The following is a 24,557-nucleotide window of genomic DNA, read 5'->3' as shown; positions in this document are numbered from 1 at the left end:
AATTATTTTATGCCATAGGCCGAGTCTGGCCCCTAATACCCCTAGGGAAGCGCTCGAAACTCGGAAACGAGAGGGGTGGTACGTCCCCAATTAAGTGCAATCCTGGCGCTAGATCTGCCCGGGGAAAAACCACAGCAGTCCGGCCGTCATGACCAGATAGCGCAGGAATTTGCCGATGGCCATGTAGACCACGCAAGGCCAGAACGACAGCCGCAGCCACCCTGCCACGGCGCACAGCGGATCGCCCACTGCGGGCAGCCAGGACAGCAGCAGCGCCGGCGGCCCCATGCGGTGGATCCAGTCATGGGCCCGCTCGTTCCAGCGTCCGCGCATGCGTCCGCCTTCGGTCGCGTCAGGATGCGGATGGGGGTGGTGTTCCTTCCAGCGCTGCACGGCGCGCTCGGCGCCCAGGCCCATGGCATAGCTGATGGCGCCGCCCACGGTATTGCCCGCGGTCGCCACCAGGATGGCCGGCCAGAACATGTCCGGCGCCAACTTGATGTAGCCGAACACGGCGGGTTCCGAACCCAAGGGCAGCAGGGTCGCGGACACCAGCGAGACCGTGAAGATCGCGGACAGGCCGACCGAGGGCAGCGACAGCACCCCCAGCATCCAATGCACAGCGGATAACAGACTTTCTTCCATAGTGGGGCGAGTGTAGCCGCGCGCGGGTGCATAATCTGCCCCACCTTCCTACTTCTTGCCCCGCCCGCTGTCCATGTCCACTGACTATCTGAAACGCATCCTGACCTCCAAGGTTTACGACGTAGCGGTCGAATCGCCGCTGGAGACGGCGCCGCTGCTGTCGCAGCGGATCTCGAACACGGTGCTGCTCAAGCGCGAAGATACCCAGGCGGTGTTCAGCTTCAAGCTGCGCGGGGCCTACAACAAGATGGCCAACCTGAGCCCGGCCGCGCGCAACCGCGGCGTCATCGCGGCCTCGGCGGGCAACCACGCCCAGGGTGTGGCGCTGGCGGCCAGCCGGCTGGGCTGCCGCGCCGTCATCGTCATGCCCACCACCAGCCCGCAAGTGAAGATCGACGCGGTGCGCCGCCTGGGCGGCGAAGTCGTGCTGGCCGGCGAGAGCTTTTCTGACGCCTACGCGCACGCGCAGATCCTGGAAAAGAAAGAGAAGCTGACCTTCGTCCACCCCTTCGACGACCCTGACGTGATCGCCGGCCAGGGCACCGTGGGCATGGAGATCCTGCGCCAGCATCCCGGCCCGATCGACGCCATCTTCGTGGCCATCGGCGGCGGCGGGCTGATCGCGGGCGTGGCCGCCTACATCAAGCAGCTGCGCCCGGAAATCAAGATCATCGGCGTGCAGACGGAAGATTCCGACGCCATGCTGCGCAGCGTGCGCGCGGGCCGCCGCGTGCAGTTGAACGATGTGGGGCTGTTCTCGGACGGCACGGCGGTCAAGATGGTAGGCGCGGAGACCTTCAAGCTCACGCGCCAGTACGTGGACGACTTCGTGGTGGTCAACACCGATGCGATTTGCGCAGCCATCAAGGACGTGTTCCAGGACACGCGCAGCGTGCTGGAGCCGGCCGGCGCGATGGCGGTCGCGGGCGCCAAGCAGTACGCGGCCGAACACAATCTGAAGGGCAAGACGCTGGTGGCGATCGCCTGCGGCGCCAACATGAATTTTGACCGGCTGCGCTTCGTATCCGAACGCGCCGAGGTCGGCGAAATGCGCGAAGCCGTGTTCGCCGTCACCATGCCGGAGCAGCGCGGCAGCTTCCGCCGTTTCTGTGAACTGGTGGGCGAGCGCAGCGTGACCGAGTTCAACTACCGCATCTCCGACGCGGACCGCGCACACGTCTTCGTCGGCATCCAGGTGTCCTCGGCGTCCGAACCCGACAAGATCGCCGCAAACTTCCGCCGCCACGGCTTTGACACGCTGGACCTGACCCACGACGAAATGGCCAAGACCCACCTGCGCCACATGGTGGGCGGGCGCTCGGCGTTGGCGCGCAACGAACTGCTGTACCGCTTTGAATTCCCGGAACGCCCGGGCGCGCTGATGCGCTTTCTGAACGCCATGAATCCGGACTGGAACATCAGCCTGTTCCATTACCGCAACCAGGGCGCGGATTATGGCCGCATCCTGATCGGTATCCAGGTGCCGCCCGCCGACAAGAAGCAGTTCCGCAGCTTCGTCGCGGAACTGGGCTATCCCCACTGGAACGAGACCGACAATCCGGCCTACAAGCTGTTCCTGTAGAGCCGCGCCCGTCACGCGGACGCACAAAAACGAGAGGGCCTCCATACGGAGGCCCTTCCCTTCCCTGCTCTACAAACGTCCGGCGGCAACCAGTGGGGGGGTTCGCTGTCACTCGGCGGCCCACGGAGATGAGCCGCGCATTCAGCAAGGTCTTGCCGGACGTCCTAGCGCTTAGAAACGGTGACGCACACCCACGGCGACTGCCGTGTCGGTCGCATCGCGCTGGAACGCGTAGTTGTCGCCGTAGGAGGCGTACGCGTACAGGTTGGTGCGCTTGGTGAAGTCGTAGGTGTAGCCCAAGCTGTAGACGTTGAACGTTGCGTCGTCGCCCGTCAGCTTGTCGTTGCTGGCGGTCGCGCGCTGCCACGAACCGAAGACCGCGTGGCGGCCCAGCGGCACGGTCGCGCCGATCATGTACGAATTGGCGCGGAAGCCGTCGGCCAGCTTGAACGTGCCCAGGTTCTGCATGCCAGCGGGCGTGGTGCCCATGTTCTGGCCGACGAACCAGCCGTCGCGAGTCTGACCGAATGCCGCCGCAACCTTCACGACTTCGAAGTCGTACGAACCGCCCAGGATGTATTCCTGGATGCGGGCTTCGGACTTGCCGCCGGTCTGGCCGTTGGACGGATTGAAGCGGTCATACGCAGCAGCCAGGTTCAACGGGCCGTTGACGTATTGCACGCCCGCGGTCAGCACGCGGTTGTTGTTGCCAGTCTGGAAGCCGGTCTGCGAGGTGTCGCTGACGGCGTCATCGGCGCTGAAGGAGTAACCCACGCCCACCTTGAAGCCGCCCATGCTGGGGGTCTGGTACAGGACCATGTTGTCCAGGCGCATCGTGTTGGCGCTACCGAACGTGGTACCCATGTTGGCGGTGTTGTAGCTGATCGAGAACGGGTCGATCGAACCGAAGTACTTGGAAGCCAGGTTGGTCTGGCGGCCGAATTCCAGGCGGCCCCAGGTATCGCTGTCCAGGCCCACGGTGGCCTGGCGGCCCCACAGGCGACCGTTCTGCAGCGACTTGCCGTTCATGGGGCCGAAGCCGCCTTCCAGCGTGAACACCGCGCGCAGGCCGTCGCCCAGATCTTCGGTACCGCGCAGGCCAAAACGCGAGCCGCTGCTCACGCCCTGCACGCCGCCGAAACGGCTTTGCGAATTGCCGTCGAACTTGACCTTCTCGTAGCCAATACCGGCGTCGATCAAGCCGTACAGCGTCACGGAGTCTGCGGCTTGCGCAACGCCGGCAAAACCAGCCAGCAGCGCGACAGCCAATAGCGTCTTCTTCATATAAGTCCCCAAAATGGCGAGATGAAAGGCAAACCGCAAACCCACCGCGCACAGAGCTGGGAGTCTGCGTGCCGCTGCGAACAAGTTAGCGGCGCATGCACTGAAGCCAGTGTCCAGCCTGCGCCAATTCGAAGTAACCCGGATTTCGAAGAACTACTTTCCATGGTTGGGATAATCACGGCCCTCTTACTAGCTACCTTCTTTGGAAACCTGCGTTAACGTGTTGATATCAAATGCGAATTAAGGCTCGCAAAAAAACAAACAAGCCTCGGACATTCTCCTGCCGCGCCCGACTGACCAACAAGACTTGTTGGCTGATTCGCACAATTCTGATGCGCAAACGCGACACTATTTGGCAAGCGCGGCCGTGCGCACCGCGCAGAAAAAAGCCCCTCGGCGTCCGTAGGGGCTTTTTCCTTGGTAGCGGGGCGACTTAACGGCCTTGGGGCGGATAGTCCAGTTCACCGAAGCTGTACTCGCCGCGCGCCTTGGCTTCAGCCAGTTCCTGGCGCACTTGTTCGCGGCTCTTGCCCGCGGTTTGCGACACGGCGGCCTTGGGCGGGTAGTCCAGTTCAGCAGAGGTCACCTGGCCAGCGGCCTTGGCGCTTTGCAGTTCCTGCTGGACTTGTTCACGCGACAGGCTGGTGCGCTCGACGGTGGCGGGCGGGTAGTCCAGTTCACCAAACGTGACCTGGCCGGCGGCCTTGGCGGCTTGCAGTTCCTGCTGGACCTGTTCACGCGTCTTGCCATCGGCGTGAGCGGCGGACATACCCACCAACGTTGCGGTAACCATGAGTGCGGTAGCTAGGGCTTTCATTGAGATGACTCCATCCTAAACCTTGCACATCGTCTTCTGCCAGGCTGGCAGGTGCGATATGACAATTTGATTGCTGGGACGAAGTATCTGGCGATTGCGGCCTAGTAAAAACCCTTATTTTGGGGAACATATTTGCACAGATGGGACAATTACGGGATGTTATCGCCAGAATCTGCGCATTTTTTGCACGGTTCCCCATACCATCCAGCGACGGCAAGACTTGCCAGCATTCAGCGGGAAGCAAGCTAGGTAAGAGAACATATGCAGCTGATCGGGTGGATGCGCCGTTCAGCGTGGGGAAATAGACATTTCTACTGGCGGGACAATTATTCCATTTATCATATGAATCCACCCAGAAATGGAATTAAATCGTGAGAGCCCCCATGGATATCCAGCTTAACGACATCGCTCTGTTTGTCGAAGTCGCCAAGCGCAAGAACTTCAGCCACGCGGCCGAAGCCTTGAATATTCCCACGTCCACGCTCTCGCGCCGCGTCAGCGAACTGGAGCGCAGCATCGGCATGCGGCTGCTCAACCGCAGCACGCGCAAGATCGACCTGACCGAGGCCGGCGCCATCTACTTCGAACGCTGCCGTCATATCGTGGAAGAAGCGCGCATTGCGCACGATCAGTTGCTGGACATGGCGGTGCAACCCAAGGGACGCCTGCGCATCTCGCTGCCCACCAGCCTGGCGCAGCTGTTCCTGCCCGCCGTCATCAGCGAATTCCGCGAGCAGCATCCGGATATCGAATGCGACTTCGATCTGAGCATGCGCCCGATCGACCCCATCAGCAATCCGTTCGACCTGATCCTGCGCTTTGGCCAGCAGCCGGACTCCAGCCTGATCTCGCGCAAGATCGTGCTGATGGCCCATCAGCTATATGCCTCTCCCGAGTACCTGGCCCGCCACGGCGAGCCTCGGGTGCCCGCGGATCTCAGCCATCACGAATGTCTGCGCCCCACCATGCGCGAGGAGTCATCCTTCTGGATGCTGCATTCGGGCGACAAGGTGGAACGCGTACAAGTGTCGGGACGCCTGTCGGCCAACAACGTCGGCATGCTCGGACGGCTGGCCGGACAAGGCCTGGGCATCACGCCGCTGCTGGTCTTTGACGCGATGGAACGCGCAATCAAGCAAGCGGGCCTGGTGCGGGTGCTGCCGGAGTGGAGCCTGACGCCCCTGCCGCTCTTCGCGCTGCTGCCTTCGCGCATGCTGCCGGCGAAGACCAAGGCTTTCCTGGATTTCATACAACCCAGGTTGTCGGACGCTTGAGCGGCGGTTGTTGATGAGTTACGCGGGCGTGTCGGCGCTGTACTGACAGACGGTGTAGAGCGGCGTGCCGGTGGCGGCGACCTTGGCGGAACCGCCCAGGTCGGGCAGATCGATGATGGCGGCCGCCTCGACCACGTTGGCGCCCAGGCGCTGCAGCAGCTTGATGGCGGCCAGCATGGTGCCGCCGGTGGCGATCAGGTCGTCCACCAGCAGGACGCGCTGGCCGGTGCGCACGGAGTCCGTGTGCATTTCAACCGACGCGTTGCCGTACTCGAGCGAGTACTCCTCGGCCACGGTGCGGAACGGCAGCTTGCCCTTCTTGCGCACCGGCACAAAGCCCAGATTGAGTTCGTAAGCCAGCACGCTGCCCACGATGAAGCCGCGCGCATCCACGCCAGCCACCAGGTCCAGGCGCTGGCGCATATAGCGATAGACGAAGAGATCGATAAGCACCCGGAACGCGCGCGGATCCTGCAGCACGGGCGTGATGTCGCGAAAAATGACACCGGGTTGGGGCCAGTCTGGAACGCTGCGGATGGTGCGCCGGATGTACTCGGCGTTGTCGGTCTGCATGGAAGACGGCCCTGAAGAATTGAAGCAAGGCGAACTATAACCTCGCAACAGCGCTTAAGCCAGGGTTGCCGTCCGCGATGACAATTCACATTGCTGTAGCCGGCCGCCCTGCAGTGCGTAGCGGCGATCGACCGCCCCTGCGGGCAACGCAGCGTGGGTGGCCAGCACCACGGCGCGTCCCCGCAAGGCGCCCGCCAGATCGCTGAAGAATGCCGCTTCGGCCTCGACGTCCAGACCGGCAGTGGGTTCGTCCAGCACGATGACCGCAGCTGGCGACAACAGCGCACGCGCCAGGCACAAGCGGCGCGCCTGTCCCGCCGACAGCTGCGACCCCGTCTCCCCCGCCCAGGTGTCCAGGCCATCGGGCAGGCCACGCACGAAGTCGCCCAGCCGCGCAGCGTCCAGCGCGCGCCACAAGGCGGCGTCGTCCGCCTCGGGATCGCCGATGAGCAGATTGGTGCGCAGGGTTCCCAGGAACACGGGAGCGTCCTGCGACAGCAGCGCGATGCGCCGGTGCCAATCCGCCTGCGTACAGGCGCGCGCGTCGCAGCCGCCGAAACGCACCTGTCCCGCCTGCGGGTCTTCCAGACGAAGGAGCAGGTGCAACAGTGTCGACTTGCCCGCGCCGCTGGGTCCCACGATGGCGATCCGTTCGCCCGGCGCCACGCGCAGGCTTACGCCGGCCAGCACGGGCGGACTCGCGGCCGCTCCCCGGGCGGGATAGGCAAAGCGCACGCCGTCCAGCTCCAGCGCGCCGCTCTCGGGCAAGGCCCGGGGCGTCGTCGGATCCTGCATGTCCGGCTCGCTTTGCGTGACTTCACGGATGCGTCCGGCCGCCGAGATGGCCGAGCCCATGCGCGATGCGCCCCGCATGATCGGGCCGGCCACTTCGAAAATGCCGATGACCGCCAGCAACAATCCGGCCAGCGTGGGACCTTCCATACGCCCCATCTCCAGCGTGTCCAGGCCGAACCAGAGCAAGGCCAGCACCGATGCGCCGGCGGCGGCCTGCAGGAAAAACTGTCCCCGCGCAGCCACCCGCGCCTGGCTGCGGCGGGCGAGCGCACTGGCGTCGCACAGACGTTCGAAATGCGCGGCCGTCTGCGCCTGCGCGTGCAAGGCCACCATGTCGGCATGCCCATCCACCGCGTCCAGCGTCGCGGCGCGCAGTCCCGCCGCGCTCTCCTGGGCCGCCGCGCCAGGTTTGCGCGCGGCGCGCAGCAGCCACAAGGGCACCAGCACGCATGCGACCAGCAAGGCCAGGGCCAGCGCCAGTGCGGCGGCGGGCACCCACGATCCCAACACCGCGGTCAACACCGCTCCCGCCAGGATGGCGGTGATCAAGGGCGCCAGCACAAACAGGAAGACCGTATCGAGCGCGTCGACGTCGCCCGTCATGCGCGCCACCAGATCGCCGTCGCGATAGCGCGCCAATTGCCGCGGCGTAAGCCGGATCAAGGCCGAGAACACTTTGGCGCGCAGGTCCGCCAGCAGGCGCAGCGTGGCGGAATGGCCCACTACGCGGTCGGCGTAACGCGCCACGATGCGCAGGAACGACAAACCCCGCACCAGCGCCGAAGGCGCAAACAGATTGAACGCGCCGCCCGCCCCCGCCAGCGCCGCGCCGGTCAGGAACCAGCCCGACACGCCCAGCAGGCCCACGCCGGCCGCCACGGTGGCCAGCGCGCAGAACAATGCGAGTAAAAGCCCGCTTTTACGGCGCACATAGAGCGGCAGGAGCAACAACAGATTCTTCATGCGTCTTCCACTTTTCCGCCAACCACCTGCAACGTCCTGCCCAGCCGGGCCGCCACCGCGGGCGCGTGCGTTGCCAGCAACAAGGTGCGGCCGGCGGAGAATTCCAGGATCGCGTCCAGCACGCGCGCCTGCGTGCCTTCGTCCAGATGCGCCGTGGGTTCGTCCAGCAGGATCAAGCCCGGATCGCGCAGGAATAGACGCGCCAGCGCGACGCGCTGCGCCTGGCCGCCGGACAGGCCGTGCCCGCGGCCACCCAGTTGCGTCGCCAGCCCTTGCGGCAGGGCCTCGGCGAACTCCAGCACGCAGGCGCGGCGCGCGGCCGTCTGCACTTCGGCATCGGAAGCCTCCGGACGCCCCAGGCGAATGTTGTCGGCGATGGATCCCGTCAGCAGCTGCGGCTTCTGCCCAATCAGCGCCACGCGCTGGCGCAGTGCCGCCTCGCCCCAATCCGGCAAGGGCACGCCGTCGATGCGGATATCGCCTTGAAACGGCCGCAGGCGCGCAATCGCCTCGATCAGGGAGGATTTGCCGATGCCGCTGGGCCCCATCAGCGCGGCATGCTCGCCGGGCGCCAAGGTCAGGCCAGCGTCCGCCAGTACCGCCTGGCTGCGGCCTGGCGCGTCAAGGTTCAAACCCGCGATGGCCAGGGCGGCGCCGGGGCCGCGGCTTTTGGAAACGCGTCCCGGGCCTGCGGCGGCCTTGCCTGCGCCAGGCGCTCCATCGGTTGCAGCATCGCCAGCCTGCGGCAAGCCATCGAACAGCAGGGAGATCTGCGAAACTGCCGCAAGCGCGGCCGCGCGATCGTGATAGTGCGCCGCGAACTGGCGCAACGGTGCATAGACCTCCGGCGCCATCAGCAGACAGAACAGCCCTGCCTGCAGAGTGAGCGGCGACCAGCGCAGATCCAGGAATCCCAGATAGGTCAATCCGATATAGACCGCCACCCCGGCCACGCCCAGCGCCGCGAAGAACTCCAGCACCGCCGATGAAAGAAACGCGATGCGCAGCACCGACATCGTGCGTTGGCGCAGCGCGTCGCTGGCCGCCACGACAGACTCGGCTTCAGCCTCGGCGCGGCCATAGAGCTTCAGGGTGGACAGACCGCGCAGCCGATCGGCAAAGAAGCCCGACAAGCGCGCAAAGGCGCGCAGGTGCCGGCGGCTTGCGCCCTGGGCGCCCCAGCCCACCAGGGCCATGAACAAGGGAATCAACGGCGCCGTGATCAGCAGGACCAGTCCGGCAATCACGTCCATCGGCAGCAGCACCACCGAAAAAGCGACCGGCAGCATGGCGGCCGCGGCCATGGCGGGCAGGTACTTGGCAAAGAACCCGTCCAGGGCCTCGACCTGGTCCACCACTGCGCTCGCCAGTTCTCCCGACGCCTGCCCCCGGCTCCAGTACGGCCCCTTCTGCACCAAACGCCGGAAAAGCGACAGCCTCACGTGGCGCTTGATGCGCTCGGCCGCGTCCGCGCCCGCGCGCTCGCCCGCCCAGGTGATGCAGGCGCGCACCAGCATGAGCCCTGCGATAGCCAGGATGTCGCCCAGCAGCTCCTGCCGGGGCGCCTGCCTGACGATGGCCGCGTCGAGCACGCTGGCCAGCAACCAGGCCTGCACCACCAGCAAGGCGCCGCTGACCAGAGGCGCGGCGCCCGCCAGCATCAGCGGCAGCCTGGCCGTCTTGGCGAGCGCCATCAACCACCGCGACTGTTCGCGCGGCGGTTTGTTCAGGGTGGCCGAGGGATCGTGCTCGAGGCTGCTGGCGCCGCCGCTCACTCGTCGTCGCGGCTGGCGCGCGGATCATGGGTATGACCCTCGCGCAGCTCGAACCACATTGCATTGAGGATGGCGAAGGCGCACGCCAGGCCCAGACCGAGTATCCACGAGAAATACCACATGGTGGAGGCTCCTTTATCAGTATGAGTTGGGCGTGTCGCCGACCGACTCATGGGTGACCTTGCCGCGCATGACGCGGTAGACCCAGGCGGTGTAGACGGTCACGATGGGCAGGAAGATGGCGACCGCGATCACCATGATCCATAGCGTCAAGTGGCTGGAGGATCCGTCCCAAATGGTCAGGCCGGCCTGCGGCTTGGTCGACGAGGGCATGATGAACGGGAAGAGCGAAAAGCCCACCGTCAGGATCACGCCAGCGATCGACACCGACGACGCCAGGAACGCCAGCACGTTGGCGCGCACGCTAAGCAGCAGCGCCACCAGGACGGCGCCGCCCACGCCCAGCGCGGGCGCGATCCACATCAGCGGCCATTTCGCGTAGTTGGCCATCCAGGCGCCGTTTTGCACCGTCACGGCCTTGAGCATCGGGTCCGACGGACCGGCCATGTCCACCGCGCTGGTGATCACGTGGCCAGGCAAGCCGCTTGCCACCCAGAAGCCGCCCGCTGCGAACAGCGCCGCGGTCAGCAAGGCGCACAGCCTGCCCCAGTTGCGGGCGCGCGACGAGATCGGGTCTTCCGTGCGCCAGGCCAGCAACACGGCGCCGTGCATGGCCAGCATCACCACGCTGAGCACGCCGGCCAACAACGCGAACGGCATGAACAACTGGTAGAAGTGGCCTTCATAGATCGGACGCAAGGTCACCGGATCGAACGTGAACGGCACGCCCAGGATGATGTTGCCCATGGCCACGCCGAACACCAGCGAGGCCACCACGCCCGAGAAACAGAGCACGCCGTCCCAGCGGTTGCGCCAGCTGGTGCCTTCCATCTTGCTGCGGTACTTGAAGCCGACCGGCCGCAGGATCAGCGCGATCAGCACCAGCATCATCGCCAGATAGAACCCGGAGAACGACGCGGCGTACAGCAAGGGCCATGCCGCGAAAATGGCGCCGCCCGCGGTGATGAGCCAGACCTGGTTGCCTTCCCAGACCGGTCCCACCACGTTGATCACCACCCGGCGCTCGGCGTCGGTCTTGGCTACCACCGGCAGCAGCGCGGCCACGCCCAGGTCAAAGCCGTCCATGACGGCGAAGCCGATGAGCAACGCGCCCAGCAGCACCCACCAGACCACGCGCAGCGTGCCGTAGTCGAAAGGAATAAGAGTATCCATCGCTGTCTCTCCTTCAGGCCCGCACGGCAGCGTGCACAGGATCGGCGGCGGCAGCGCCGGGCGCCGGCCCATCGGATTTCGGTCCCTTCCTCACGGCGTGCAGCATCACCTTCACGCCGATGATCAGCAGCACCGTGTACAGCACCAGGAATATCGTCAGGCTGATCGCCAGGTCGACGATGGTCAGGCCGGAAGCCGCGTAGTAGGTCGGCAGCACGCCTTCGATCACCCAGGGCTGGCGGCCGTATTCGGCAACGAACCAACCGCTTTCGATGGCGACCCAGGGCAGCGGCAGGCTCCACAACGCCACCTTGAGCAGACCGCGCCGGCTGTCCAGCCGCCCGCGCGAGGCCAGCCAGAAGGCCACGCCGAAGAACAGGATCAGGTACATGCCCACCGCTACCATGATGCGGAACGCCCAGAACAGCGGCGCCACGTTGGGCACGGTATCGACGGCGGCCTTTTTGATGTCGTCTTCGGTGACCTTGCTCATGTCGGGCTGATAGCGCTTGACCAGCAGCGCATAGCCCAGGTCGGGCCAGGTCTTGTCAAACACCATGCGCGCGTCCACGTCCTTGGGATTGGCGCGGATCTTCTGCAAGGCGTCATAGGCCACCATGCCATCGCGGATGCGGTTTTCGGCGCGGCGGATCAGGTCGTCGATGCCCAGCAGCGGCGTGGTGAGCGAACGCGTGCCGATGATGCCCATGACGTAGGGAATCTCGATGGCGAAGTCGTTCTTGCGCTCGGCCTGGTTGGGGATGGCGATCAGGTTGAAGGACGCGGGGGCCGGCTCGGTGTGCCACATGGACTCGATGGCCGCGATCTTCATCTTCTGGTGTTCGGTGGTGAGGTAGCCACTTTCGTCTCCCAGCACCACGACCGACAGCGCCGAGGCCAGACCGAAGCTGGCGGCGACCGCCATCGAGCGCTTGGCCAGGTCGATGTGGCGGCCCTTCAGGAGGTACCAGGCGCTGATCGACATGACGAACATGGCGCCCGCGACGTAGCCTGCGCTGACCGTGTGCACGAACTTGGCCTGCGCCACGGGGTTGAAGATCACCGCGGCGAAGTCGGTCATCTCCATGCGCATGGTGTCGGGATTGAAGATCGAACCGACCGGATTCTGCATCCAGCCATTGGCGATCAGGATCCACAGCGCCGAAAAATTGGTGCCGAACGCCACCAGCCAGGTCACGATCAGGTGGCTGACCTTGGACATGCGGTTCCAGCCGAAGAAGAACAGGCCGACGAAGGTCGCTTCCAGGAAGAAGGCCATCAGCCCTTCGAGCGCCAGCGGCGCGCCGAAGATGTCGCCTACGTAATGGCTGTAGTAGGACCAGTTCATGCCGAACTGGAACTCCATCACGACGCCGGTGGCGACGCCCAATGCGAAGTTGATGCCGAAGAGCGTGCCCCAGAACATCGTCATCCGCTTCCAGATGGCGCGGCCGGTCATGACGTACACGCTTTCCATGATGGCCAGGATGAACGACAGGCCTAGCGTGAGGGGGACGAAGAGGAAGTGGTAGAGCGCGGTCGCGGCAAACTGGAATCGCGACAGATTTACGACGTCGAGATCAATCATTGGGTCGCTCCCAAGCAGTTGAGGTGCCGCGGCAACCGGCATGGTTCCCAGGCCGTCTCTCGCGCCATGTTACGGGCGTTGCATACAACTTCATAGAGGTTTCCTGAAAAATCGGGGCGGATCAGGCTTAGCCCTTGCCCCGCAATTTGCCGGCGAAACCCAGCACCTTCTGCACTTTCGAACCGAGCTTCATCAGGTTCTGCAGGGTTTCTGGCGGCAGTCGTTGAACCTCATCGAACCATCCGGTGGACAGTTCGATGAGCTCCAGCATGTCGTTCATGCGTTGTTGCGCGTATGCCTCATCCGGACCCGACGGGGGTTCCAGCAAGGTGTCCCGCAGCAGGGTCAGCGTGGGATCGATTTCGCGCTTGCGCTTTTCTTCCATCAGGATGCGGAAGATCTCCCAGACGTCCTTGGGAGTTTCGAAGTAGTCGCGGCGGTCGCCGACCTGATGCATGAGCTTGACCAGCCGCCAAGACTGCAGCTCCTTCAGCCCAAGGCTGACGTTGGAGCGCGAGAAGCCGAGGGTTTCGGCAATGTCATCGGCGTTCAGCGGCTTGGGCGACAGGAACAGGAGGGCGTAGATCTGGCCGACCGTGCGGTTCACGCCCCACCGGCTGCCCATTTCGCCGAAATGCAGGACGAATCGTTCGTTTTGGGGAGACAGGGCCATGGGTTGCGCTACGCCGGCAAGGCCAGGACGCGTCGCCCTGGCCGATAAAAACAGTTACACCGATTTCAGAAAATTCTGGAATTTCCGAAATTATCAAACAATCCATGCGAAAGCGCAAACCACACCGGCGGCAGGGGGATGATCGCAAGACATGATGTCGCGGCAGTGACAGACGGCTTCCGCGGGCTTGGCAAAAGCCGCGGACAAGCGCAAGCGGCCACCAGCCGGTGAGCTGGTGGCCGCTGGAAAAGGGGAAAAAGAAGCGTTAGCCGGCCTTGACGGACACCGCCGCCGACACCCGCTTGGCCTTGGCGCGAGCCGCCGCCACGTCCTCGGCCACGGCCAGGCCCACGCCCATGCGGCGCTTGACGAAGGATTCGGGCTTGCCGAAGAGACGGAGGTCGGTGCCGGGTTCGGCCAGCGCTTCGGCCACGTTGTGGAACGAGACCGCCGCGGCCTCGACCCCGCCGTAGATGACGCTGCTGGCGCCGGGCTGCCGCAGGCTGGTATCCACCGGCAGTCCCAGGAACGCCCGGGCGTGGAGTTCGAATTCGTTCTGGACCTGGGTGATCATGGTGACCATGCCGGTGTCGTGGGGACGCGGGCTGACTTCCGAGAACCAGACCTGGTCGCCCGCCACGAACAGCTCCACGCCGAAGATGCCCAGGCCTCCCAGGTTGGAGGTGACCGCCAGTGCGATGTCCCGCGAACGTTGCAGCGCGGCGGGAGACATCGGGTGCGGCTGCCAGCTTTCCACGTAATCGCCGTCGACCTGCTTGTGGCCGATGGGTTCGCAGTAGCGGGTCTCGACCTGGCCGTCGGCGCCGCGGGCGCGCACGGTCAGCAGGGTGATTTCGTAGTCGAAGCGGATGAAGCCCTCGACAATGGCGCGCCCGCCGCCCACCCGGCCGCCCTCCTGGGCGTAGCGCCAGGCGGATTCGACGTCGTCAGCGCTCTTGATGACGGATTGGCCCTTGCCCGAGGAGGACATGACCGGCTTGATGACGCAGGGATAGCCGATGCCGCCGTCGATGGCCGCGCGCAGTTCTTCTTCGGTGTCGACAAATCGGTACGGCGAGGTCGGCAGCCCCAGGGTTTCAGCCGCCAGCCGGCGGATGCCCTCGCGGTTCATGGTCAACTGGGCCGCGCGCGCGGTCGGCGTCACCCGGGCCACGCCCGCCTCTTCCAGCTCCACCAGCAAATTGGTGGCAATGGCTTCGATTTCGGGGACAATAACGTGGGGCCGTTCCTGTTCGATGACCTTGCGCAGGGCCTGCGGGTCCGTCATCGAGACCACATGCGCCCGGTGCGCCACCTGGTGGCCCGGGGCGTCGGCATACCGATCCACGGCAATGACTTCCACGCCCAGCCGCTGCAGGGCAATGATGACCTCTTTGCCCAATTCGCCGGACCCGAGCAGCATGACGCGGGTGGCCAAGGGGGACAAAGGCGTGCCAAGGACGGGGCTGGAAATGCTGGACATGGAGCGGGCCTGGAAAAAAGTTGGAAAGCCGTTGAAATGACCCGCCAGCATGCCATACGCCCTTTCCGGGGGCAAACCCGCATACTGATATTAAAATCCACGTATGACTGACCATCCCACAACATCGTCCGAGACCGCGCTGGCATCTGCGCGCAGAACGCTGCAGATCGAATGCCAGGGCCTGATGGACCTGTCCGCCCGGCTGGACGACAGCTTCACGCAGACCGTCGCGATGCTGCTGGCCTGCCGCGGCCGGGTGGTCGTCAGCGGCATCGGCAAGACCGGCCACGTGGCCCGCAAGATCGCGGCGACCCTCGCCTCGACCGGCACGCCGGCCTTTTTCGTGCACGCCGCCGAGGCCGTCCACGGCGATCTGGGCATGATCACCCAGGATGACGTCCTCATCGCGATTTCCTATTCCGGCTCCGGTCAGGAACTGCTGACGATCCTGCCTGTCGCCCGCCGCATGGGCGCCAAGCTGGTCGCCATCACCGGCAATCCGCAGTCCGAACTGGCCCGGCTGGCCGACATCCACCTGGACGCCAGCGTGGCGCAGGAAGCCTGCCCGCTGAATCTGGCGCCCACGGCCAGCACCACCGCTGCGCTGGCCCTGGGCGATGCCCTGGCCGTCGCCTGCCTGGAGGCCCGCGGCTTCGGCCCGCAGGATTTCGCCCGTTCGCACCCGGGCGGCGCGCTCGGCCGCCGCCTGCTGACCCATGTGCGCGACGTCATGCGCCAGGGCGACGCCCTGCCCATCGTCATGGCCGGCACCCCGGTATCCCAGGCGCTGGAAGTCATGTCCGCCAAGGGCATGGGCATGACCGTCGTAACCGACGCGCAGCGCCGCCCCCTAGGCATCTTCACCGACGGCGACCTGCGCCGCCTGATCGCCCGGCAGGGCGACATCCGCAGCCTGACCGTCGAATCCGGCATGACGCGCTCGCCCCGCAGCATCACTCCCGACGCGCTGGCCGTCGAGGCGGCCCAGCAAATGGACAAACTACGGCTCAACCACATGCTCGTGCTGGACAGCGACGGCGTTCTGCTCGGCGCCCTGCACATGCATGATCTGATGGCCGCCAAAGTGGTATGACTATGACTCTTTCTGTACCCGTGACGCATCCGGCCGAAGCGCTGGTCCTGGCCCGCATCCCCGCCGGCGTGCGCGAACGCGCCGCCGCAGTGCGCCTGATGGTGTTCGACGTGGACGGCGTGCTGACCGACGGCAGCCTCTATTACGGCGACAACGGCGAACTCCAGAAGCGCTTCAACGCGCTGGACGGCCACGGACTGCGCCTGCTGATGGAAGGCGGCCTGAAGGTTGCGCTGATGACCGGGCGCTCCGGCCCCATCGTGGCGCGCCGCGCCGCCGAGCTGGGTATCGCCGAGGTCATCCAGGGCGTACGGGACAAAGGCGGCGCCCTGGCCGAACTTGCGCAGCGCAGCGGTGTCCAACTGAACCAGACCGGCTACATGGGCGATGACGTCATCGACCTGCCGGCCCTGCAGCGCGCCGGCTTCGCCGCCAGCGTGCCGAACGCGCCGGGCTACGTCAGCCAGGCCGCCCACTGGGTCTCCACGCACACCGGCGGCAACGGCGCCGTGCGCGAATGCTGCGACCTGCTGCTGGCGGCCCAGGGACGCCTGGGCGCCTTCCTGGCGGCGCCTGGCCTGCTTGGCCCGGGCGCCATCCAATGACCGCCAGGACAACCCATACGCCCTTGCGGCAGACCCGATGAAAGAACGTTTTCCCTCCCTGATCGCGCTGTTCCTGCTGCTGGTGCTGGTCGCCAGCTCGTGGTGGGCGGCGGATTACGCGCAGCGGGCCATCCAGACGGATCCGCCGCGCCGCGTCACCCACGAAATGGACGCCTGGTCGCGCGACTTCGTCATGCTGCGCACCGACCCGAACGGCAAGCCCATCAACCGGCTGGAAGGCGACTACGCCGAACATTTCCCGGATGACGATTCCTACCATGTGACCTCGCCGCGCGCCGTGGGCCAGCGCGAGGACAACCCCATCACCGTGGCCGTCTCCAAGACCGCCGTGATGGAGCAAGGCGGCAAGCGCATCGTCATGAACGGCGACGCCCACGTGCGCCGCCAGCCGGACGCCAATAACGACCTGCTGGACGTGCGCAGCCAGCAATTGATCATCCTGCCCGACGACGACGTGGTCTACACCGACCTGCCGGCGGAAGTCATCAAAGGCCGTTCGCGCATGAACGGCACGGGCATGCACTACAACAACAAAACGCGCCAACTGCAGGTTTCGGCATCGACCGATGTGGAAATTGCCGGTTCCGAAGGCAGGCAGCAACGCCGGACCGAAATTCCCGCCAACAACACTGACCAGAAAAAACCATGACCGACCTCCGGATTCTCCTTGCCCCGACGACCCGCTTGCTCGGCGCCATCCTGCTGACGGCCTCGGCACTGGCCCCGGCCCATGCCGCGGATCCGGCGCCCAAGGCAGCGACGCCGGCGGAAGAGCCCAGCACGCTGATCCTGTCGGACACCCTGCACTACGACGACGTGAAGAAGAAGAGCGTCTTCACCGGCAACGTCAACATGACGCGCGGCCTCATGACCCTGACGTCCGACGTGCTGGAAATGAACGAAGACGCGCAAGGCAACCAGTACGGCACGGCCACCGCCAACAAGGGCAAGATCGTGACCATCCGCCAGGAACGCCCGGAAACCTTCGAGCTCATCGAAGGCACCGGCCTGCGCGCCGAATACGACGGCACCAAGAGCACCTTCGACCTGATCGGCCAGGCGGTCGTGATCCGCTACGTCTGTGGGAAACCGTTCGATACCATTCGCGGCGAGCGGGTACGCTACAACGAGAAGACCGGCACCTACGAAGCCCATGGCGGCCCCAACTCCGCCGCGGCCGGCGGCCGGGTCCGTTCGGTGGCTGAACCGCGCGCCAAGTCGGACGCAGCCATCGCCGAATGCCGCAAGCAGCAGGCAGCCAAGAAGGGGCGTTGAACGCCTCCCATGCAACACCACTCGCAGCCACGATGAACCAACCTTCAGTGCCGACTCCGGTAACCTCCGCGCCCTCGGGCGTCAAGCAGGGCAGCCTGCGCGCAACTGGTTTGCGCAAGACCTATAACGGCCGGACCGTGGTGCAGGACGTATCCCTGTCCGTGGTCAGCGGCGAAGTGGTGGGCCTGCTCGGCCCCAACGGGGCTGGCAAAACCACCAGCTTCTACATGATCGTGGGCCTGGTGCCCGCGGATGCGGGCCGCATCGAGATCGACGGCTCCGTCATCACTTCGATGCCGATCCACAAGCGCGCGCACATGGGCCTGTCGTACCTGCCCCAGGATGCTTCCGTGTTCCGCCGCCTGACGGTGGAACAGAACATCCGCGCCGTGCTGGAACTGCAATTGGGGCCGGATGGACGTCCGCTGTCCACGCCCAAGATCAACGAGCAGATGGAATCGCTGCTGGAAGAACTGCAGATCGGCCACATCCGCAGCAACGCCGCGATCTCCCTGTCGGGCGGCGAACGCCGCCGCGTTGAAATCGCGCGCGCGCTGGCCACCAGCCCGCGCTTCATCCTGCTGGACGAGCCCTTCGCCGGCGTGGACCCCATCGCCGTGATCGAGATTCAGCGTATCGTGCGCTTCCTGAAGGGCCGCGGCATCGGCGTGCTGATCACCGACCACAACGTGCGCGAAACCCTGGGCATCTGCGACCGCGCCTACATCATCAGCGAAGGCAAGGTTCTGACCGACGGCCATCCCGATGAAATCGTGGGCGATCCCGCCGTGCGCCGGGTCTATCTGGGAGAGCATTTCCGCATGTAATGCGGCCCTGGGGAAGACCCCTAGGCGCCGCCTGCGCAAAGCCGCATGCACCCTGGGGCCTCAGCCATAAAAATGCCATGAACTTGCGCTAGGTCAGCTTGTTTTATCGGCCCGAGTCTATACACTAGTACTAAACGAACCCGCTCAATCAAGGAGAACGCCTAACGAATCAGCCGCGCTTTTTGCGCACCCTTTTTTCCTCTTTTAGAAGGAGAGCACACTATGAACCTGAGCATCTGCGGTCGTCACCTCGACGTCACCCCGGCCATCCGGGAATATGTCATGAACAAACTGGCGCGAGTGCTGCGGCATTTCGATCACGTCATCGATACCCAGGTCATGCTCTCGGTAGAGCCCCTGCGGCATAGAGCCGAAATCACCATGCGTCTAAGCGGTAAGGACATTCATTGTGAAGCAACCGATGAAAACCTCTATGCAGCCATAGACCTTCTTGCTGACAAAGTCGACCGTCAGGTCATCAAGCACAAGGACAAGGTACGAAGTCACACGGCGGAGTCCGTGAAGCGGCAAGCGGCAAATCTAACGCCACCCCAGCAGTAACGCGCTTCATGAGCACTCGCACTGCGAGACTAGCTAAACAGCGATTCTAGAAATCCTGCCTGAGTCCCGGTGTCCCGCTAGACGCAACGTCCAGCTGGGGCATCGGCAAACTTCCCCTCCTTGTAGTACCTCCCGCAGTACCCCCCCTTATTTGCCCCCTATTCCCGGTTCCGCCGGCGATTCCGTTTTTTCCAGGTTTCCGACGCTTTCCCCAGGGCCAACCCCGCCGCCGGGAGCAAGAATGCCCACAATCCGCCGCTATCGGTCTATGCTGTCGCTCTTGCCGCCCCATGATGCGACCGAGCCGAGGACGCATCTCAGAGGCCGATTATTGCAGTGCGTCATATAACCATATAATGACCCGATGAATCATTTGTCGCGCATCCTACCCGCCGGCAACGTCGTGCTCGATATGCTCGCAACGAGCAAGAAACGTGCGTTCGAACAGGCCGGCCTTCTCTTTGAAAACAACCATGGCCTGGCGCGCGCGCTCGTCTTCGACAGCCTGTTCGCCCGGGAACGCCTGGGCTCCACCGCGCTCGGGCAGGGCGTGGCGGTGCCGCATGGCCGGGTGAAGGGCCTGGAACAGGCCCTGGCGGCCTTCATCCGCCTGGCCCAGCCCATCACTTTCGATGCGCCTGACGGGCAGCCCGTGTCGATGCTGCTTTGCCTGCTGGTGCCGGAAACGGCCACGCAGCAGCACCTGGACATCCTGGCCGAACTGGCGCAGCTCATGTCGAACAAGGCCTTGCGCGAGGCCCTGGCCACAGAGCCCGATCCCGCTGTCGTCCACAAGATGCTCACGACCGGCCAACTCTGAACTCCACGCGGAAGCGCTGCCATGCTCACGGTGCAGGAACTCGTCGACGACAACGCCGACAAAATCCCCTTTAACTGGATTTCCGGCCAAGGCGCCGCGGACCGCGCGATTCCCGACGACGGCATGTCGGCCGCGGACCTCGTCGGCCACTTGAACCTGATCCACCCGTCCCGCATCCAGGTGTTCGGACAGGAAGAGCTGGCGTACTACACCCGCTTCGACCTGCGCCGCCGCATGCATCACATGGACGAGCTGCTGATCGGCGGCGTGCCCGCGATCCTGCTGGCCGACGGCCTGACCCCGCCGCAAGACCTCATCGACCAGTGCGACCAGCATCAGGTGCCGCTGCTCTCCACGCCCGTGGCGGCCGCGCAGTTGATCGACCTGCTGCGCATCTACCTGGGCAAGAAGCTGGCGCCCACCACCACCGTGCACGGCGTGTTCCTGGACGTGCTGGGACTGGGCGTGCTGATCACCGGCGAATCCGGCCTGGGCAAGAGCGAACTGGCGCTGGAACTGATCTCGCGCGGACACGGCCTGGTGGCCGACGATGCCGTGGAGTTCTCGCGCACGGCCCCCAACATGATCGAAGGCCACTGTCCGCAGCTGCTGCAGAACCTGCTGGAAGTGCGCGGCCTGGGCCTGCTCGACATCCGCACCATCTTTGGCGAGACCTCCGTGCGCCGCAAGATGCGCCTCAAGCTCATCGTGCACCTGGTGCGCGCCACCGCACAGGACAAGTTCGAGCGCCTGCCGCTGCAGGACATCACGCAGGACATGCTGGGCTTGCCGGTGCGCAAGGTCATGCTGCAAGTGGCCGCGGGCCGCAACCTGGCGGTGCTGGTCGAGGCCGCCGTGCGCAACACCATCCTGAAGCTGCGCGGCATCGACACGCTGGGCGAATTCATGGAACGCCAGGCCATGGCGATCCTGCAAAGCAGCAAGTAGGCGCACATCGGCCGGCGGCACCTTGAGCCTGTATGAAACTCTGGCCGCCGAGATCGCCAAGTCGATCCGCGACGGCGTATTGCGCGCGGGCGACAAGCTGCCCTCCGTGCGGGACGCGTGCGCGGCGCGCGGCCTCAGTCCGTCGACGGTGTTCCAGGCCTACTATCTGCTGGAAGCGCGCGGCCTGATCCGGGCGCAGCCGCGCTCCGGCTATTACGTCAACGCCCCTGCCGCATCCCTGCCGCCCGAACCCGGCGCCTCCAGTCCGGACGGAGAATCGACGGAGCTCGCGATCAGCGAACGCCTCTTCGACATCCTCGGCTCGGTGCGCAACCGCGACGTGACACCGCTGGGCTCCGCCTTCCCTTCCCCGCTGCTGTTTCCGCTGCCGCGGCTGGCCCAGGCCATGGCCGTGCACCTCAAGCGCCAGGATCCGCTGGACACGGTGGAAGACCTGGCGCCGGGCAATCCCGGCCTGCGCCGCCAGATCGCGCTGCGCTACCTGATCGGCGGCATCAACGTGCCGGCCAGCGACATCGTCGTCACCAACGGCGCGCTGGAAGCGCTGAATCTCTGCCTGCAGGCGGTCACGCAGCCCGGCGACACGGTCATGGTCGAGGCCCCCACGTTCTATGGCGCCTTGCAGGCGCTTGAGCGCCATGGACTGAAGGCGCTGGAAATACCGACGCATCCGCGCACCGGCATCGACCTGGACGCGATGCAGGCCGCCATCGAGCGTCATGCGCCGCGCGCCTGCTGGCTGATGACGCAATTCCAGAACCCGCTGGGCAGCCTGATGCCCGATGAGAAAAAGCGGCAACTGGTCCAGCTGCTTGCACGCCACGACATTCCGTTGATCGAAGACGATGTATACGGCGAGCTGTATTTCGGATCGGTGCGCCCGGTACCCGCCAAGGCCTATGACACCCAGGGGCTGGTGCTGCATTGCTCGTCGTTTTCGAAGTGCCTGGCGCCGGGCTACCGCATCGGCTGGACCTCGGCCGGCCGCTACACGCAACGCGTGCAGCGCCTGAAACTGTCGTCGACGCTATCGGCGTCCGGCCCCGCCCAGGGCGCCATCGCCGAATACCTGGAGCAGGGCGGCTATGACCGCCACCTGCGCCGCCTGCGCGAAACGCTGCAGACACAGCAGCAGCGCATGGCCGAGGCGATCGCCCAGGAATTCCCGGCCGGTACGCGCGTGACGCGTCCGCAAGGCGGGTTCTTCCTATGGCTGGAACTGCCGGCCGCGGTGGATGCGCTGACGCTGCATCGCCAGGCGCTGGCGCGCGGCATCAGCGTGGCGCCGGGACCGATCTTTTCGGCCAGCGGCCAGTTCGGCAGCGCGCTGCGCCTGAACTACGGGCATCCTTGGGACGCCGCTGCGCAGGCCGCCATCCGCGTGCTGGGGGAGTTGGCGCGCGAGGCCTGCGCGCAGGCCATCAGGGCGCGCTGATTCCGCGTCAGTTCAGCGTCGATGCGGCGCGCGCCCGCTTGACTTCCAGCGGTGTCACGCCGCCCGCCTCATTGCCCCAGCTATTGCGGATGTACGTCACCAGCATCGCGATGTCGCCGTCGTTGAGCAGTTGTCCGAAGGGCGGCATGCCGTGCGGCCGCGGATTCGCCGCCGTAGCCGGAGCGTAGCCGCCATCCAGCACCATGCGGATCGCGTTGACGGGCGACGGCGCCGTCACGGTCGGATTGCCGGCCAGCGCGGGCCACGCCGTGCCGCTGCCTTCGCCCGCGGATTGATGGCATTGGACACATTGCTGGCGGTAGATCTTGCCGCCCAGCTCCATGGCCGCCGGCGCGACAGCCGTCCGCGTGCGTTCCGTTGAGGCCGCCGTGGCGGGCAGGGATTTGATGTAGACGCCGATGGCCAGCGCGTCAGCGTCGGTCAGGTGCTGTGTGCTGCCCAGCACCACTTCGGCCATGGGCCCGCTGGCGCTGGAATGCTTGGAAATGCCAGTCTTGAGCAAGGCCGCGATGTCTTCGGCGGACCACCTGCCCATGCCGGTTTCCATGTCGTTGGTGAGCGGCGGAGCGTACCAATCCAGCACCGGAATCACGCCGCCGGCCAATGGGTCGGCCGAACGCAGCGCCCCCAGGCTGTTGCGCGGCGTATGGCAGGCGGCGCAATGCCCCAGCCCTTCGACCAGATAGCGGCCGCGGTTCCACTGCACCGATTGCCCCGCGTCGGCCTCCTGCACGCCCGGCTTGAAGTACAGCGCGCGCCAAGCGGCCAGCAGCGCCCGCTGGTCATAGGGGAATTCCATCTCGGGCGGCCGGTTGGGCTGGTTCACGGGCGCCACGGTACGCAGATAGGCGTACAACGCGTCGGAATCGGCGCGCGTCACGCGCGTGTATTCGGTGTAGGGGAAAGCGGGATACAGCAGCGTGCCGTCGCGCGATTTGCCGTTGTGCAGCGCCTGCCAGAAATCATCCGCGGTCCACGCGCCTATGCCGGTTTTTTCGTCGGGCGTGAGGTTCGGGCCGTAGACCGTACCGAACGGCGTGGGGATGGGCGTGCCGCCCGCCAGCGCCTTGCCGCCGCGGCTGGTGTGGCAGGCCATGCAATTGCCGGCAAGCGCAAGGTAGCGGCCGCGCTCCACCAGCGTCGCGGTATCGGCCGCGGCCGCGGCGGGACCGGTGCTGGCGTCGTCGCGCGTACCGAACCAGTAGAGGCCGCCGAGGGCGACGACCGCGAGCAGCAACAGGAGGGACAGGACTTTCTTCATGATCGACATCCGGCCTCTCCCTTACCGTTGCGCCTGGCTGCCGCATTCCGCGGGCAGGCGTATCGAACCCGCGGCTTCTGGCGCGTAGGGTTCCACGACGGGTTGCGAGGACAGCCACGCGGCCAGCGCGCCGATGTCCTGGGGAGTGAGTTTGTTGGAGATGTCGGCCATGCAGTCCGGCTCGGCCGCGCGGCGCAGGCCGTTCTTCCAGCTGCCGATCTGCGAACCGATGTAGTCGCGCGGCAGCCCAAGCAAGCCGGGAATGGCGGGCAGCACGCCGCCCAGGGCGGCGCCGTGACAGGCGGCACAGGCGGGCAGGCCGCGCGCAGCATCGCCGCTCAAGGCCAGCTTGCGCCCGGCTTCCAGCGTGGCGGCGGAGACCTCGGCGCGCGTCGGCGCCGGATACGGCACATGCTGCGAAGAGAAATACGCGGCGATCTCGCGCAGGTAGTCGTCGGGCAGCCCGGTCAACAGGTGCGTCATGGGCCGGTACTGACGCCGGTCGTCGCGGAAATTGAGCAACTGGTGGTACAGGTACTCCTGCGGCTTGCCGGCCAGGCGCGGATAGTAGCCGTCGGCGCCGGCCTTGCCCTGCGCGCCATGACAGGCCGTACAGGCGGCAACCCGGGCGTCCATGGTGTCCGGACGCAGGATTTCCTGGGGCGCGGGCTGGGCCGGCGCGGGCGCTGCGAGGAAGGCGGCAGCCACCCCAAATAGGGAAATTGCCCAAAAACGCGGCAGTGAAACACTACGAAAGGAAATGAAGGCTAACATCTAGGTCGAATTCCATTCCCCCGAAACGCATGACGGCGGGGCGCGTATGTGAATCTGTCGAGTATCCGGCCCCCAGCTTACGCCAGGGGGACCAAAGCGGTACAGGCGCAGATTGGCAGTTTACGGCCATATCAGATGTCATCCCGCCGG

Annotated in this window: 24 protein-coding genes; 11 read left to right on the top strand and 13 right to left on the bottom strand. The window is 65.5% G+C overall.

From position 1 onward, the window contains the following. Nucleotides 1-108: 108 nt before the first annotated feature. Nucleotides 109-645, bottom strand: a complete 537-nt coding sequence (locus IB257_RS20760) for a YqaA family protein (RefSeq protein WP_054457751.1) — start codon at nucleotides 643-645, stop codon at nucleotides 109-111. Between the two features lie 73 nt (nucleotides 646-718). Here IB257_RS20760 and ilvA point away from each other — a divergent pair, with 73 nt between their 5' ends. After that, nucleotides 719-2,227: a threonine ammonia-lyase, biosynthetic gene (ilvA, locus tag IB257_RS20755; protein WP_054457791.1), complete on the top strand. Its 1,509-nt coding sequence runs from the start codon at nucleotides 719-721 to the stop codon at nucleotides 2,225-2,227. Between the two features lie 171 nt (nucleotides 2,228-2,398). On the opposite strand, the gene IB257_RS20750 is transcribed toward ilvA, so the two are convergent. Then, nucleotides 2,399-3,511: a porin gene (locus IB257_RS20750; protein ID WP_054457752.1), complete on the bottom strand. Its 1,113-nt coding sequence runs from the start codon at nucleotides 3,509-3,511 to the stop codon at nucleotides 2,399-2,401. Between the two features lie 433 nt (nucleotides 3,512-3,944). After that, nucleotides 3,945-4,328, bottom strand: a complete 384-nt coding sequence (locus tag IB257_RS20745) for a DUF4148 domain-containing protein (RefSeq protein WP_054457753.1) — start codon at nucleotides 4,326-4,328, stop codon at nucleotides 3,945-3,947. Between the two features lie 383 nt (nucleotides 4,329-4,711). Here IB257_RS20745 and IB257_RS20740 point away from each other — a divergent pair, with 383 nt between their 5' ends. After that, nucleotides 4,712-5,602 (top strand): LysR family transcriptional regulator, encoded by an 891-nt coding sequence (locus IB257_RS20740; protein ID WP_013396712.1) that lies wholly within the window; start codon nucleotides 4,712-4,714, stop codon nucleotides 5,600-5,602. Nucleotides 5,603-5,620: 18 nt separating this feature from the next. Here IB257_RS20740 and IB257_RS20735 read toward each other — a convergent pair whose 3' ends face one another. From IB257_RS20735 to purT, 8 genes are all read right to left on the bottom strand, one after another. Continuing rightward, nucleotides 5,621-6,175, bottom strand: coding sequence for an adenine phosphoribosyltransferase (locus IB257_RS20735; RefSeq protein ID WP_054457754.1), 555 nt, complete (start codon nucleotides 6,173-6,175; stop codon nucleotides 5,621-5,623). Nucleotides 6,176-6,229: 54 nt separating this feature from the next. Continuing rightward, nucleotides 6,230-7,933 carry a thiol reductant ABC exporter subunit CydC gene (gene cydC, locus IB257_RS20730; RefSeq protein ID WP_119450192.1) on the bottom strand — a complete coding sequence of 568 codons (1,704 nt, stop codon included), beginning with the start codon at nucleotides 7,931-7,933 and terminating at the stop codon, nucleotides 6,230-6,232. Then, nucleotides 7,930-9,708 (bottom strand): thiol reductant ABC exporter subunit CydD, encoded by a 1,779-nt coding sequence (gene cydD, locus IB257_RS20725; protein WP_192492739.1) that lies wholly within the window; start codon nucleotides 9,706-9,708, stop codon nucleotides 7,930-7,932. The genes cydC and cydD overlap by 4 nt, the downstream gene beginning before the upstream one ends. Then, a complete protein-coding gene (cydX, locus tag IB257_RS20720) occupies nucleotides 9,705-9,830 on the bottom strand; it encodes a cytochrome bd-I oxidase subunit CydX (protein ID WP_043546919.1) in 126 nt (41 codons plus the stop codon). Before cydX ends, cydD begins: the two co-directional genes overlap by 4 nt. A gap of 16 nt (nucleotides 9,831-9,846) precedes the next feature. After that, nucleotides 9,847-11,001 (bottom strand): cytochrome d ubiquinol oxidase subunit II, encoded by a 1,155-nt coding sequence (cydB, locus tag IB257_RS20715; protein ID WP_054457758.1) that lies wholly within the window; start codon nucleotides 10,999-11,001, stop codon nucleotides 9,847-9,849. Nucleotides 11,002-11,014: 13 nt separating this feature from the next. Further along, nucleotides 11,015-12,589, bottom strand: coding sequence for a cytochrome ubiquinol oxidase subunit I (locus IB257_RS20710; protein WP_119450190.1), 1,575 nt, complete (start codon nucleotides 12,587-12,589; stop codon nucleotides 11,015-11,017). Nucleotides 12,590-12,716: 127 nt separating this feature from the next. After that, complete coding sequence (locus IB257_RS20705; protein ID WP_059378283.1) at nucleotides 12,717-13,262, bottom strand: GbsR/MarR family transcriptional regulator; 546 nt, start codon at nucleotides 13,260-13,262, stop codon at nucleotides 12,717-12,719. A gap of 265 nt (nucleotides 13,263-13,527) precedes the next feature. After that, a complete protein-coding gene (purT, locus tag IB257_RS20700) occupies nucleotides 13,528-14,745 on the bottom strand; it encodes a formate-dependent phosphoribosylglycinamide formyltransferase (RefSeq protein WP_054457792.1) in 1,218 nt (405 codons plus the stop codon). Between the two features lie 103 nt (nucleotides 14,746-14,848). On the opposite strand from purT, the gene IB257_RS20695 reads away from it, so the two are divergent. From IB257_RS20695 to IB257_RS20655, 9 genes are all read left to right on the top strand, one after another. Next, nucleotides 14,849-15,838: an SIS domain-containing protein gene (locus tag IB257_RS20695; RefSeq protein WP_054457761.1), complete on the top strand. Its 990-nt coding sequence runs from the start codon at nucleotides 14,849-14,851 to the stop codon at nucleotides 15,836-15,838. Next, nucleotides 15,835-16,443, top strand: a complete 609-nt coding sequence (locus IB257_RS20690; protein ID WP_175163476.1) for an HAD family hydrolase — start codon at nucleotides 15,835-15,837, stop codon at nucleotides 16,441-16,443. The genes IB257_RS20695 and IB257_RS20690 overlap by 4 nt, the downstream gene beginning before the upstream one ends. A 37-nt stretch (nucleotides 16,444-16,480) precedes the next feature. Beyond that, on the top strand, nucleotides 16,481-17,113 hold the full coding sequence (gene lptC, locus IB257_RS20685; protein ID WP_054457763.1) for an LPS export ABC transporter periplasmic protein LptC: 633 nt from the start codon (nucleotides 16,481-16,483) through the stop codon (nucleotides 17,111-17,113). Further along, complete coding sequence (gene lptA / locus IB257_RS20680; protein ID WP_054457764.1) at nucleotides 17,110-17,739, top strand: lipopolysaccharide transport periplasmic protein LptA; 630 nt, start codon at nucleotides 17,110-17,112, stop codon at nucleotides 17,737-17,739. The genes lptC and lptA overlap by 4 nt, the downstream gene beginning before the upstream one ends. Nucleotides 17,740-17,771: 32 nt before the next feature. Continuing rightward, on the top strand, nucleotides 17,772-18,566 hold the full coding sequence (gene lptB, locus IB257_RS20675) for an LPS export ABC transporter ATP-binding protein (RefSeq protein WP_054457765.1): 795 nt from the start codon (nucleotides 17,772-17,774) through the stop codon (nucleotides 18,564-18,566). Nucleotides 18,567-18,788: 222 nt separating this feature from the next. Further along, entirely contained in the window at nucleotides 18,789-19,127 is a 339-nt protein-coding gene (gene hpf / locus IB257_RS20670) for a ribosome hibernation-promoting factor, HPF/YfiA family (RefSeq protein WP_013396726.1), read from the top strand. A 364-nt stretch (nucleotides 19,128-19,491) separates the two neighbouring features. Continuing rightward, on the top strand, nucleotides 19,492-19,947 hold the full coding sequence (locus IB257_RS20665) for a PTS sugar transporter subunit IIA (protein WP_006389881.1): 456 nt from the start codon (nucleotides 19,492-19,494) through the stop codon (nucleotides 19,945-19,947). 21 nt (nucleotides 19,948-19,968) lie between these two features. After that, the gene (hprK, locus tag IB257_RS20660) at nucleotides 19,969-20,895 is read left to right on the top strand and encodes an HPr(Ser) kinase/phosphatase (RefSeq protein WP_013396727.1); all 927 of its coding nucleotides are present in this window, start codon (nucleotides 19,969-19,971) and stop codon (nucleotides 20,893-20,895) included. A 22-nt stretch (nucleotides 20,896-20,917) separates the two neighbouring features. After that, nucleotides 20,918-22,351 (top strand): PLP-dependent aminotransferase family protein, encoded by a 1,434-nt coding sequence (locus tag IB257_RS20655; protein WP_192492738.1) that lies wholly within the window; start codon nucleotides 20,918-20,920, stop codon nucleotides 22,349-22,351. A 7-nt stretch (nucleotides 22,352-22,358) separates the two neighbouring features. On the opposite strand, the gene IB257_RS20650 is transcribed toward IB257_RS20655, so the two are convergent. Beyond that, nucleotides 22,359-23,642 (bottom strand): cytochrome c, encoded by a 1,284-nt coding sequence (locus IB257_RS20650; RefSeq protein ID WP_192492737.1) that lies wholly within the window; start codon nucleotides 23,640-23,642, stop codon nucleotides 22,359-22,361. A gap of 12 nt (nucleotides 23,643-23,654) precedes the next feature. Next, on the bottom strand, nucleotides 23,655-24,407 hold the full coding sequence (locus tag IB257_RS20645) for a c-type cytochrome (protein WP_192330259.1): 753 nt from the start codon (nucleotides 24,405-24,407) through the stop codon (nucleotides 23,655-23,657). Nucleotides 24,408-24,557: the final 150 nt, after the last annotated feature.

It is taken from the genome of Achromobacter sp. ACM03 (assembly GCF_014851665.1).
GTDB lineage: Bacteria > Pseudomonadota > Gammaproteobacteria > Burkholderiales > Burkholderiaceae_B > Achromobacter > Achromobacter aegrifaciens.
Note: the sequence above shows the minus strand (reverse complement) of the source record. Positions and strands in the feature narration are given on the sequence as shown.